Annotated in this window: 12 protein-coding genes; 9 read left to right on the top strand and 3 right to left on the bottom strand. The window is 46.0% G+C overall.

Annotated elements, in window-relative coordinates; translation table 11 throughout:
* Window positions 1-427: 427 nt before the first annotated feature.
* From ACYPWY_RS09510 to rsxA, 8 genes are all read left to right on the top strand, one after another.
* On the top strand, window positions 428-1423 hold the full coding sequence (locus ACYPWY_RS09510) for an FAD:protein FMN transferase (RefSeq protein WP_459685294.1): 996 nt from the start codon (window positions 428-430) through the stop codon (window positions 1421-1423).
* Between the two features lie 366 nt (window positions 1424-1789).
* Window positions 1790-2224, top strand: coding sequence for a SoxR reducing system RseC family protein (locus ACYPWY_RS09505; protein WP_459685293.1), 435 nt, complete (start codon window positions 1790-1792; stop codon window positions 2222-2224).
* 12 nt (window positions 2225-2236) lie between these two features.
* Window positions 2237-3097 carry a Fe-S cluster domain-containing protein gene (locus tag ACYPWY_RS09500; protein WP_459685292.1) on the top strand — a complete coding sequence of 287 codons (861 nt, stop codon included), beginning with the start codon at window positions 2237-2239 and terminating at the stop codon, window positions 3095-3097.
* A gap of 76 nt (window positions 3098-3173) precedes the next feature.
* A complete protein-coding gene (gene rsxC, locus ACYPWY_RS09495) occupies window positions 3174-4505 on the top strand; it encodes an electron transport complex subunit RsxC (protein WP_459685291.1) in 1332 nt (443 codons plus the stop codon).
* A gap of 18 nt (window positions 4506-4523) precedes the next feature.
* Entirely contained in the window at window positions 4524-5495 is a 972-nt protein-coding gene (locus ACYPWY_RS09490; protein WP_459685290.1) for an RnfABCDGE type electron transport complex subunit D, read from the top strand.
* The gene (locus tag ACYPWY_RS09485) at window positions 5488-6120 is read left to right on the top strand and encodes an RnfABCDGE type electron transport complex subunit G (RefSeq protein WP_459685289.1); all 633 of its coding nucleotides are present in this window, start codon (window positions 5488-5490) and stop codon (window positions 6118-6120) included. The genes ACYPWY_RS09490 and ACYPWY_RS09485 overlap by 8 nt, the downstream gene beginning before the upstream one ends.
* A gap of 25 nt (window positions 6121-6145) precedes the next feature.
* Window positions 6146-6739: an RnfABCDGE type electron transport complex subunit E gene (locus ACYPWY_RS09480; RefSeq protein ID WP_459685288.1), complete on the top strand. Its 594-nt coding sequence runs from the start codon at window positions 6146-6148 to the stop codon at window positions 6737-6739.
* 66 nt (window positions 6740-6805) lie between these two features.
* Window positions 6806-7378 carry an electron transport complex subunit RsxA gene (gene rsxA, locus ACYPWY_RS09475; protein ID WP_459685287.1) on the top strand — a complete coding sequence of 191 codons (573 nt, stop codon included), beginning with the start codon at window positions 6806-6808 and terminating at the stop codon, window positions 7376-7378.
* A 380-nt stretch (window positions 7379-7758) separates the two neighbouring features.
* Here rsxA and ACYPWY_RS09470 read toward each other — a convergent pair whose 3' ends face one another.
* From ACYPWY_RS09470 to ACYPWY_RS09460, 3 genes are all read right to left on the bottom strand, one after another.
* Entirely contained in the window at window positions 7759-8688 is a 930-nt protein-coding gene (locus tag ACYPWY_RS09470) for a leucine-rich repeat domain-containing protein (RefSeq protein ID WP_459685286.1), read from the bottom strand.
* A 350-nt stretch (window positions 8689-9038) separates the two neighbouring features.
* A complete protein-coding gene (locus tag ACYPWY_RS09465) occupies window positions 9039-9443 on the bottom strand; it encodes a type II toxin-antitoxin system VapC family toxin (RefSeq protein WP_459685285.1) in 405 nt (134 codons plus the stop codon).
* 3 nt (window positions 9444-9446) lie between these two features.
* Window positions 9447-9698 (bottom strand): hypothetical protein, encoded by a 252-nt coding sequence (locus ACYPWY_RS09460; RefSeq protein WP_459685284.1) that lies wholly within the window; start codon window positions 9696-9698, stop codon window positions 9447-9449.
* 391 nt (window positions 9699-10089) lie between these two features.
* On the opposite strand from ACYPWY_RS09460, the gene ACYPWY_RS09455 reads away from it, so the two are divergent.
* Window positions 10090-12402 carry a glycoside hydrolase family 2 TIM barrel-domain containing protein gene (locus tag ACYPWY_RS09455; RefSeq protein ID WP_459685283.1) on the top strand — a complete coding sequence of 771 codons (2313 nt, stop codon included), beginning with the start codon at window positions 10090-10092 and terminating at the stop codon, window positions 12400-12402.
* Window positions 12403-12619 lie beyond the last annotated feature (217 nt).

Raw genomic sequence — 12619 nt, 5'->3', positions numbered from 1 at the left:
AAATTGCCTTTTATCTTAAACCTTTCAAAGATCTCTTCTTTTAACGCTTAAAGGCCGATATTCGACCAAAGCGGATGCAAAAGTAATGCACTTATTCGCCCTTTCCAAATTATTTTGAGAGTTTTTTATAATGTTTTTTCAACTCAACAATTATCTTATTAATTATTAGATTGTTAGAAAAAATAAAAACCAGAAAAAAAATTTGATTTACTCTACATTTCATTCCGTTTTGCCAACAAATTCACACAGAATTCGCAAAAACAATCAGGTAATAAAATCTGGAATTGCCACTAAGTTGAGTGAAATTTGGCTTCTCTTAACCAACCCCGTTTTTGGCGGGAACAACAAAGATAATCAATTTTTCTTGTTTAAACAACATTTGTGTGATTATTTTTATTTATTTTGCAGAAACAATTAATTCCTACAAATGAAACATCTGATATACCTTCTTTCCTTTTCCTCAATCGTGTTTACATCCTGCAACGAGAAAAAAAACACCTGCCAAGAAGATAGTGGCGAAATTTTCCATACCTATTATAATATAAAGTATAGCTATCAACATTCGCTGAGTAATGAAATAGGGAAAGAACTGGCGCGGTTCGACGACTCGCTCAATCCCTTCAAACCAACTTCCATTATATCCAAGGTCAATAACAATGAGGAGACCGAATTTGATTCGCTCTTTGTCGAGGTTTTTACCAAAGCACAGGAGGTTTCGGTTGTTTCGGGCGGCCTTTTCGACATCACATGCTCTCCATTGATAAATGCCTGGGGATTCGGATTCAAAAATATGGACAATGTCGGTCCTCAACAGATAGATAGCCTCAAAGAATTTGTCGGATACGATAAAATCCGCATTGAGAACAGAAAGATCATCAAATCCGACCCGCGCGTACAGATAAATACCTCTGCCATTGCCAAGGGTTTTTCGGTGGATATAATCGCGCGTTTATTCGATTCGCTGGGCATTGAGAATTATATGTGTGAAATTGGCGGCGAAATAAGGGCGAAAGGCCTGAATCCGCACGGCGAGTGCTGGCACATCGGAATCGACAAGCCCATAGACGAAAAAATACCCGATCACCGCGAGTTGCAAACCATCGTCCAACTATGCGACAAGGCCATTGCCACCTCGGGCAACTACCGGAATTTTTATATAAAAGACGGCAAAAAACAAGCCCACACCATCGACCCAAAAACAGGCTATCCGTCAGCCGGAAATATCCTTAGCGCATCCGTCATCGCCAACGATTGCATGACTGCCGATGCCTACGCCACCACATTTATGCTGACCTCCATCGCCGAAATGCGCCGAATTGCCAAAGAGCAGAATCTGGATGTGTTTTTGATTTATACGGACGAAGATGGAAGCATTGCCACCACCTACACCGAAGGCTTTGAAGGGTATTTTGTGAAGAAATAGACTAATGGGACTAATGTGCCAATGTGAATAATTATTCTTGTCATTGCGGGCTTGACCCGCAATCCCCCATGCATTGCAGAACCCCAGTAGAGACGTGGCGCGCCACGTCTGTATTTGTCGTAGGGGCGTATCGAATATGCCCGCATTTGGGTAGGTGTAAATTGCATGTTCATTGCCACCATTCATCGCCCCCGTTCGCGGCAGGGGGCGTATGCCATACGCCCCCTGCCAGTTTCATTTTAAAACATTATTTTCATCGGCACATTAGTCATCCCTCCCCATATCTTAAAAAAAAAGAATATGACAGTAAAAATAGGGCTGGTTTTTACATTTTAGTTTATATTTGCAGCGAAAATTGTAATCTATATGTTGCAAAATACTGAAAAACTATCACATGAGGGCGTCATTTCGAAGATTGTCGCTGATACTGTATTCGTTAGCATCGTGCAGACATCGGCATGTAGCGGGTGTCATGCGAAGGGTATTTGCAACGCATCGGACAAAAAAGAGAAAATTATAGAGGTAAGCAATGTCTCCGAAAAGCTGAACGAAGGAGATCGTGTTTCGGTAGAGTGTTCTCAGGCAATGGGGCTGTCGGCGGTGTTTTATGCTTTCGTGATTCCTCTTCTTTTAATAATTATCACACTGTTTGTGGCAATGCATCTCTCCAAATCCGATACTATTGCTGCCATATGTTCGGTAGGCGTATTGGCGTTCTATTTGGGGATACTATATATATGTAAAAATAAGTTCAAGCGAAAATTTGTATTTACGCTGACAAAAAAAGAAATTGACAATTAAAACAGGTCGAATATGGATATTGTATTAGTAGCCATCCTATCGCTTTCGGTAACAGGAGCTTTGGGGGCGATTATATTGTATGTGGCATCAAAAAAGTTTGAAGTGAAAGAAAATCCCCTTATTGCCGAAGTTCAGGATGCTTTACCGGCTGCCAATTGTGGCGGTTGTGGTTATGCAGGGTGTGGCGGTTTCGCCTCCGCCTGTGTAAATGCGTCCTCACTGAGCGGGCTGAATTGCCCCGTAGGTGGTGTGGCTGTGATGGAAAAAATTGCCGGAATACTGGGCTTATCGGTAGAAAAAACCGACCCCACCATCGCTGTTGTGCGCTGTAATGGGTCGTGCAGTAACCGCCAACAAACCAATCAGTACGATGGAGCGCCCTCGTGTGCGGTGGCTTCGGCGCTATATGGCGGCGATACCGGTTGCAGTTATGGCTGCCTGGGATTGGGCGATTGCAGCCATGTCTGCATTTTCGATGCCATACACATCAATCCCGTAACACGTTTGCCCGAGGTGGACGAAGAAAAATGCACCAGCTGCGGCGCCTGTGCCGAGGCTTGTCCGAAAATGCTTATCGAATTGAGGAAGAAAGGGCGGAAATCAAGGCGCATTTATGTGGCCTGCATGAACAAAGAAAAAGGCGCTGTTGCCCGCAAATCGTGCAATGTATCGTGCATTGCTTGTAGCAAATGCGAAAAAGCCTGTGCCTACGATGCCATTAAAATAGCAAACAACTTGGCCTACATTGATGATAAGAAATGCATGTTGTGTCGCAAGTGTGTGAACGAATGCCCCACATCATCCATAATCGAACTCAATTTCCCCGTAAAAAGAGAAACAGTTTTGGAACCGGTGGGAGAATTAACAAACTAAAAGCCCCTCCAACCTCCCCGTAGGGGAGGCTCAGGAAGTCCCCCTAGGGGGATTTAGGGGGCTTAATTACAAAAATATGATAAAGACATTCCGAAAAGGAGGGATACATCCTCCTGCCAATAAATTGTCGGCGAATAAGAGAATCGAACGGATTGCACTGCCCGACCGGGTGGTTGTTCCTGTGTCGCAACACATTGGCAAACCGGCGGCGCTGGTTGTCAACAAAGGCGATGCAGTGAAAGTCGGCACATTGCTGGCCAAAGCCGACGGATTTGTATCGGCCAATATTCATTCTCCTGTTTCGGGGAAAGTGCTGAAGATAGAGGACACACTTGATTCGAGCGGCTACAAACGCCTGGCTATTCACATTGATGTGGAAGGCGATGTTTGGGAAGAGGGCATCGACCAAAGCGATACGTTTGTAAAAGAATGCAGGTTTTCGCCCGAAGAAATCAAGGAGAAGATTCTTGCAGCAGGCATTGTTGGTATGGGAGGAGCAACTTTCCCCCTGCACGTAAAGCTAAGTCCGCCCCCCGGACAAAAAGCCGAATACCTGTTGATTAATGCCGTAGAGTGCGAGCCTTTTCTTACTTGCGACCACGAACTGATGCTTGAGAAAGGCGAAGAAATAATCGTTGGCATCAGCATACTGATGAAAGCCGCCGGTGTGGAAAAAGCCCGGATAGGCATTGAAGTAAACAAGCCCGATGCCATAGCTAAACTGGGCGAACTGGCTAAAGAATACAAGGGAATAGAGGTTACGCCGCTGAAAGTACGTTACCCGCAAGGAGGCGAAAAGCAGTTGATAGAAGCCACCACCGGACGCTGTGTGCCGGGCGGCGCTTTGCCCATAGCCGTAGGAGCCGTTGTGGCGAACGTGGCGACCGCATTTGCCGTTTACGAAGCCGTGCAAAAAAATAAGCCTTTGTTCGAGCGTGTGGTTACCGTTACCGGAAAACATGTAGCCAAACCCTGCAACTTATATACGCGTATGGGCGTTCCGTTGTCGTACCTGATTGACTATGCCGGCGGATTGCCCGAAGATACGGGGAAAGTTATCGGCGGCGGCCCCATGATGGGGAAAGCCTTGATTGATACCAGCATACCGGTAACCAAAGGAACATCGGGCATTCTGATTGTTCCCTCGTTGGAAGCACAGCGGAAAGAAATGCACAATTGCATTCGCTGCACCAAGTGCGTGAGCGTTTGCTGCATGGGCCTGTCTCCTCATCTCCTGATGACGACTACCGAATTTGCAGATTGGGATAAAGCCGAAGCGGCACACATTACCGATTGCGTGGAATGCGGCTCGTGCAGTTACACCTGTCCGGCCAACCGTCCGCTACTCGATTACATTCGCTTGGGTAAGAAAAATGTGCTGACCATTGCAAGAGCCAGAAAAAATTAAGATATTATACATATATATATGACAAACAAACTAATTGTATCGCCCTCACCACATATACACAGCGGCGATTCCATCGAAAAAAACATGTATGGGGCGCTTATTGCGCTTATTCCGGTATTTCTGGTTTCGCTGGTTGCTTTTGGAGTGGGCGCGCTGATAGTAACGATTATTTCGGTAACCTCCTGCATCCTTTTCGAGTACTTAGCCCAACGGTTTATTATTAAGGGAAAAACCACCATTATGGATGGGTCGGCGGCTATAACAGGCGTACTGCTGGCGTTCAACCTGCCCTCCAATTTACCCGGATGGATTGTTATTATCGGGGCATTTGTCGCCATCGTTATCGGAAAAATCTCATTCGGCGGATTGGGGAACAACATCTTCAATCCGGCGCTGGTTGGACGGGTTTTCCTGCTGATTTCGTTCCCCGCGCAAATGACCGTTTGGCCTAAGCCCGGCGTGTTTCCGCTCGAATACACCGATGCCAGCACGGGAGCCACTACCCTCGCCTTGCTCAAAGGGCATACCAACGAGGTGTTTTCGTATGCCAACATACTTTTGGGCGAACATGGCGGCAGCATTGGCGAAGTGAGCGCCATTGCCCTGCTGATTGGCCTGGCTTATATGCTGTGGAAGCGGATAATAACCTGGCAAATCCCTGTTTTCACCGTACTGACGGTTGTGGTATTCACCGGCATCATGCATTTGGTCGATCCTTCGGCGTATGCCAGTCCGGTGTTGCATGTGCTTTCGGGCGGATTGTTGCTCGGCGCCGTTTTTATGGCTACCGACTACACCACGTCTCCGATGAGCAAAAAGGGGATGATTGTTTATGCCGTTGGGATAGGATTGATAACCTCGGTTATCCGCCTGTTCGGTGCATATCCCGAAGGCATATCGTTTGCCATACTGATAATGAATGCGTTTACACCACTCATCAATATGTATATACAACCTAAAAGATTTGGAGAGGAGGTGAAAAATGGCTAAGCTAAAATCAACTTTACCAAATATGTTCTTGTCGCTCACTATCATCTGCATTGTTTCGAGCGCCATACTGGCATTTGTAAATACGAAGACTGTCGAGCCAATTAGTTTCTCCAAAAAACAAAAGCTGGAAAACGCCGTCAAGCTGGTAGTCTCCGGCTTCGATAACTCTCCGCTGGATGAATCGTGGAAGGTGGCCGTTGCGCCGGACGATTCTCTAATTATTTATCCTGCAAAAAAAGAGGGGGAATTGATAGGGGTAGCCATCGAAAGCAACTCAATGAAAGGTTTTGGCGGCGAAATAAAAATCATAGTCGGACTAAGCCCCGAGGGCAAGGTGCTGGATTATGCCGTTCTGCAACATGCCGAAACACCCGGATTGGGCGACAAAATGGGCGATTGGTTCAAAGCCGACAAAAATAAGCAGAGTATTATAGGTAAAGACCTGTCGAATGGCCTGTTAAGCGTAACAAAAGATGGAGGAGATGTGGATGCCATTACGGCGGCAACCATCAGTTCGCGCGCCTTTCTGGATGCCGTAAACAGAGCTTATGCCGCATACGCCGAACAAGAAATAGATTCGGCATCGGGAGCCAGCGCCAACACGGGAGCATCCGCAACGCATTGATAACTAAGATTGAAACAACAGAGTTATGAAAAAATACATACAGATATTAAAAAACGGAATCATCACCGAAAACCCCACCTTTGTGCTGATACTGGGGATGTGTCCCATGCTGGGAACAACCTCATCGGCCATCAACGGACTGGCAATGGGTTTGGCCACTACTTTTGTGCTGATATGCTCCAATACAGCCATATCGTCTCTGAAAAATCTGATACCCGATCAGGTGCGTATCCCCGGCTATATTGTGGTGGTCGCGGCCTTTGTTACGGTTGTGCAGATGTGTATGGAAGCCTATTTGCCCGACCTGTACGATAGCTTGGGATTGTTTATTCCCTTGATTGTGGTCAATTGCATTGTTTTGGGTCGCGCCGAAGCATTTGCCGCCAAAAACGGCATACTCCCTTCCGCCTTCGACGGCTTAGGTATGGGCTTGGGATTTGCGTTGGCATTGACACTGCTGGGAGCCGTCCGCGAATTTTTAGGCACAGGGCATTTTTTCGGCCTCGCCATTTATCCCGAGGGCTACGGATCGCTCATTTTTGTACTGGCGCCCGGAGCATTTATCGCTCTCGGATACCTTATTGCACTTATTAATAAACTAAAGAAAACAGCCCCCTAATCCCCTGTAGGGGGACTTTTTAAGCCTCCCCTACGGGACGGTTTGGAGGGGCTACTTATAACAATTATGGAATATATATTAATATTTATCGGAGCTGTATTTGTGAACAACATTGTGTTGGCTCAGTTCCTTGGCATCTGCCCTTTTTTGGGCGTATCGAAAAAAGTAGAGACCGCTATTGGCATGTCGGCCGCCGTTGCGTTTGTGATGACCATCTCCACGCTCGTAACCTTCCTGATACAGAAACACCTGCTCGACCCCAATAACCTGGGATACATGCAGACCATCAGCTTTATACTGGTCATTGCCCTGTTGGTTCAGCTGGTCGAAATTATATTGAAAAAAGTTTCACCGCCGCTATATCAGGCATTGGGGGTATTCCTGCCCTTGATAACCACCAATTGTACCATATTGGGTGTTGCCATTATGGTTATCCAAAAAGACTACGATTTAATCACTTCCGTAGTTTTTGCCGTATCAAGCGCTATCGGTTTTGGCCTCGCCCTCATCCTCTTTTCGGGAATAAGGGAGCAATTGTCCCTCACTCATGTGCCCAAAGGTATGCAAGGTATGCCCATAGCATTGCTCGTAGCCGGTATATTGGCCATGGCATTTATGGGATTTAGCGGGATAGTGTGATGGGAATAATGTGAATAATATGCCAATGTGAATAATTATTCCTGTCATTGCGGGCTTGACCCGCAATTGGAGCGGAGCGGAAATCGGCCTTAGCCAATCCCCCATGCATAGCACAAACCCATGTATTTCAGAACCCCCAGTAGAGACGTGGCGCGCCACGTCTGTATTTGTCGTAGGGGCGCATCGAATACACCCGCATTTGGGTTTGGGCAAATTGCATGTTCGTTGACATCCATTCATCGCCACCCCCGTTCGCGGCAGCGGGCGTATGCCATACGCCCCTACAAGCAACCACACAAAAAATAAGGTTGTGGCACGCCACGACCCAGCCCCTCCAACCTCCCCAGAGGGGAGGCTTTTGAACTCCCCCTACGGGGGATTTAGGGGGCTGTTTTGCTAACTGTTACTTTCCCCGACCTGTGCAATTCCCTCACAATATAAATACTGCCTTGCTGCGGTTGCTTTACCGCTATGCCTTGCAGATTGTAGTATTGTGTGGAGATGATGGGGTCGTTGGTTGAAACAGTTTCAATGCCTAAAATAATATCGTCCTGTATATCTGTGAATTTCTTCCACTCGCTGGCAATTTGATAAGCTGCTTTGCTGCCTGCCGGCACATGTAAAGTACCGCTGACCCGAGCAAAATAGCTAAAAAAAGAAATGCTATGAGATGCAACACATTGTGGAGGAGTAGTATTATGTACATAAATATCGGCCAAGTTACTACAACCAACAAAAGCATCAGAACCAATAGTTATAACGCTTGCCGGAATCGTAACAGAGGTTAAGCTTATGCAATCGTGAAAAAGATAAGCATCAATGCTAGTTATTCTATTAGATATGGTTACAGACGCTAAAAGGCTACAAGCGGCAAAAGCTTGTTCTCCAATAGTAGTAACGCTATTGGGAATAGTTAGGCTCGTTAAGTTACTACATCTAGCAAAAGCAGCCACATCAATTCTTGTAACACTGCTTGGGATAACAACACTCGGCAAAGCCGAACATTCGAAAAAAGCGCCTTCTCCAATTGTTACAACACCGTTTGGGATAGCAACACTTCGTAAAGCCGAACAACCCCGAAAAGCGCCATATCCAATAGTAGTTGCCCCATCTTGTATTTCTATCGTTGTAATATCGGTACGATAATCATACCATGGGGCATCTGCCATTGCTCCGGTGCCGCTAATGGTCAGCGTGCCACTATTCAAACTCCAAAAGAGGTCAGCTCCGCATTGGCCACTTATTTGTGCAAACCCGGTTGACGTTGCCAAGCAACAAGCAACCGCAAAAAATAGTTTTTTAATTTTCATAAACGTGCGTGTTGTTCCTCACCAATTCCCCGAATGAAGGTGTTATAAAATGTGGAAGCGTGGGAACTTTCAGTTTATTTGTTTTGAGGTACCACCACGCACCTGACTTCTAAATAAACAGTTACCCCACGCCTAGCGGATATATACATGGAATATATATGCGAAGCATGAGCGCTCATAAACTGTTTATCCTTAGAAGTCTAAAAAATGGTGGTTTTCAAAACAAGGATAAAGCTAAAACGCTTCAATAAAATTTAATATCAGCCACATATTATTTATCATTGCTTCGTTCGAAGTTGTGAGAATCTCACGAGCCAAAGATGCTTTTTGAAGTTCTAACTCCATTGCGTTCATAATCTTTCTACCCAATTTTCAAATTTTATGTTAGATAAGCGACTCAGGTGTTTTTCATTGTCCGTTACTAAAATCATATTGCTTGCTATGGCTGTTGCGCCTATCAAAATATCAAAATCATCTATTATATTCCCCGTTTGCCGTAATGTTTTTTTCTCTTTGGCATAAACCGAAAGCACATTAAAGATCGGGATTACATTCATTTTTCTAACAAATTCATTTACTCGCTTTTTGTTTTCCTCCACATTTGTGTCGCATTCTGCCCCATAGAGCAATTCGGCGACTGTTATTTCGGAAATATTACAGTTTTTAAGTCCTTTCTGCTTGATTATTTTGTCAATATTGAATTTCCCCCGCAAAAAGAAAACGCAAATATTCGTATCTAAAAGATATTTTTCCATAGTTTAAAATGCTTCTATGATACGAGTATTCCCAAAGCTGCGGCTATCTCTAATTTCAGAGATAATCTCTTCGGCGCTTTTGTCCGATTTCCAAGAGCCAAATAAATTATAAAAATCACTATCTGAGATTTGCTCTTTTTTTAATGATTTTGACAAATGCTCTGCTATTGCTATTTTTGCAGCAAGGCTAAGATTGTCAAGCATAAGCGAATATGCCTTAACTATATTTTTCTCCGTATATGTCATTGTTTCCATAATCTTCGTCCTTTTATTGATTTCGCTACTACGAAGATACAAATTAATTACGAAACAACGTTCAACGAACATGAATTATTTTTACGCGCAAGCCAATGAAAGAGGCTTTTGAACTTCCCCAAAAACTTTTACATTTCTTTCCTTCGCTGGCGCGGACAACCCCGTTCGCAGCAGTGGGCGTATGCCATACGCCCCTACAAGCAACCACACAAAAAATAAGGTTGTGGCACGCCACGACCCTACATTATTCACATTGCCCCATTAAAAAAAATCCTCCCGTGTACAATATTCCATGATTCCGTTTCATTATTCCATTACTCTTTGCGTCTGTAAATACTATATTTGCGGACAGTTTTGCTTATAAATGGAATAATAAATAAAAAATAAGATCATGAAAAAAACTATTTTTACGTTGTCGGTATTATTTTTGTGTCTGGTTGCTATGGCACAGCAGGGACGCAAAACTATCGACATGGACAAGGAGTGGCGTTTTGAACTGGGCACAAAAACCGATGCCGCTCATCCTTCTTTCGACGATTCGGCCTGGCGCGTATTGGATGTTCCCCACGACTGGAGCAGAGAAGGCGCTTACGACAGCTCCAACAAAACCGGACGAGGTGGTGGCTACCTGCCCTCGGGAGATGGTTGGTACAGAAAATCGTTCAGCTTGCCCGAAAGCGATAAGGGCAAGCAAGTATTTATCGAATTTGACGGCGTAATGGCCAACAGCGAAGTCTATATCAACGGGCAGTTGCTCGGCATCCGGCCTTACGGATACACCTCGTTTGTGTATGACATGACCGCTCAGCTTAAGTTTGGCGAGAAGGAGAAAAATACATTGGCTGTTCGCGCAAATAACATCGACCAACCGGCATCGCGCTGGTACACAGGCGCAGGCATCTACCGCCATGTGCGCCTGGTGGTGAAAGACCCCGTACATCTGGCGCATTGGGGCGTATTTGTTACCACCCCCTCGGTCAGCGAAGCAAAGGCAAGCGTAAAAGCTGCTATTCAGGTGGATAATACATCGGCCAAGCAACGCAGCCTTACCATTCAGTCGGCTGTTGTGGATAAAAGCGGGAAGACAGTGAAAACAGCTTCTTCTACGCTCAAGATAGCCGCTAATTCCTCGCAAACCGTTGAACAAAACATGGAAGTACTGAAACCATTGCTTTGGGATTTGGAAAATACAAACATGTATCAACTGATAACAAAGGTAATAGAAGGCAAAACCGTTTTGGACGAACAGCTTACCAATTTTGGCATCCGAAGCATTCGTTACGATGCAACGACCGGTTTCTTCCTGAACGAAAAACCCCTGAAAATGTACGGAGCTTGTATGCATCACGATGGTGGCGCCGTAGGCTCTGCCGTTCCATTGGGCGTATGGGAATACCGCCTCGGTTTGCTTCGTCAGGCCGGAATAAATGCCATCCGCACATCGCACAACCCGATGGCTCCCGAATTTTACGATTTATGCGACCGCATGGGCTTTTTGGTGATGGACGAAAACTTCGACACCTGGGAAGCGCGAAAAAATCCCTACGATTACCATCTATACTTCAAAGAATGGTGGGAGAAAGACTTAACCGCTCAGGTAATGCGCGACCGCAACCATCCGTCCATCGTGTTGTATAGCGTAGGAAATGAAATTCACGACAAGCTCGATAATCCCGAAGGATTTAAGAAATACAAGGACCAACAAGATTTGATTCACCAATTAGACCCAACACGTCCGGTTACCATGGCGCTTTTCCGCCCCAATACTTCGGGCGTATATAACAACGGTTTTGCCGATATGATGGATGTTGTAGGTCAGAACTACCGTCCGGGCGAGCTGCTTGCCGCACATGCTCAAAACCCCAAACGGATAACCATCGGAACCGAAAACGTACACGACCTCGAAACCTATCTGGCTCTCCGCGACAACGAATTTATGTGTGGCCAATTCCTGTGGGCCGGATTCGATTATCTGGGCGAATCGGCTTGGCCAAGAATCGCTTACGGACAAGCTTTGTTCGACAAAGTGGGCGGCTGGAAACAACTGGGACTGTTACGTAGCGCCTGGTGGGGAAAAGCGCCGGTAGTGCACGTTGTTCGCAAATCGGACAATGCCGGAGAAGGTGAATGGGTGCATGACTGGACAGCCATCGACCCGGTAACATACGACGAAGCCTACCTCGCCATCTATACAAATGCCGAAGAAGTGGAGTTGTTTTTGAACAATGAATCGGTAGGCATATACAAAAGACCGGCCAATCACGCGCCCATTCCGGTGAATATCAACTACAAAAAAGGCGAACTTCGCGCCGAAGCACGTACAGGCGGCAAACTGGTCGCCAAGGAAGTGCATACAACAGCCGGAGCGCCCCACCACATTGTGCTGACCCCTCACAAAACGCTGATAGCCAACAACCGCAACGATGTATCGTATGTGAAAGCTACGCTGGTGGACAAAGACGGCATACCTTGCCCCAACAACGACCAGCTGATTAAATTCACGCTGAAAGGAGCCGGAAAAATAATTGCAACCGACAACGGCGACGGCGCCGCACACGAACAATATATTTTGAATGAACACAGCGCCTACATGGGCGACTGTTACGCCATCGTCATGGCCAATCAGGATAAAGGGAAAATACAAATTACCGCCTCGGCAGAGGGCATCGAGGGCGAAGCATCAGCCGAAATAACGGTTGAGTAAAGCCATCCGATTCGATAAAAAATTTTACTGCTTATGCCTTTTGGTAAAGTTGCTGATATGAGCAGGAGATTCCTCCCTTTGGTCGGAATGACGGTCTCCTTTGGGGGAGAGGGGAGTAGGAAGCGGCGGCGAAGCCGCCGCTTCCTACTCCCTTAAACCACTAACAGGCGAGTCATTCCGACCAAAGGGAGGAATCTCATCCGTAACAGTAGTACTA

It is taken from the genome of Viscerimonas tarda (assembly GCF_054601255.1).
Note: the sequence above shows the minus strand (reverse complement) of the source record. Positions and strands in the feature narration are given on the sequence as shown.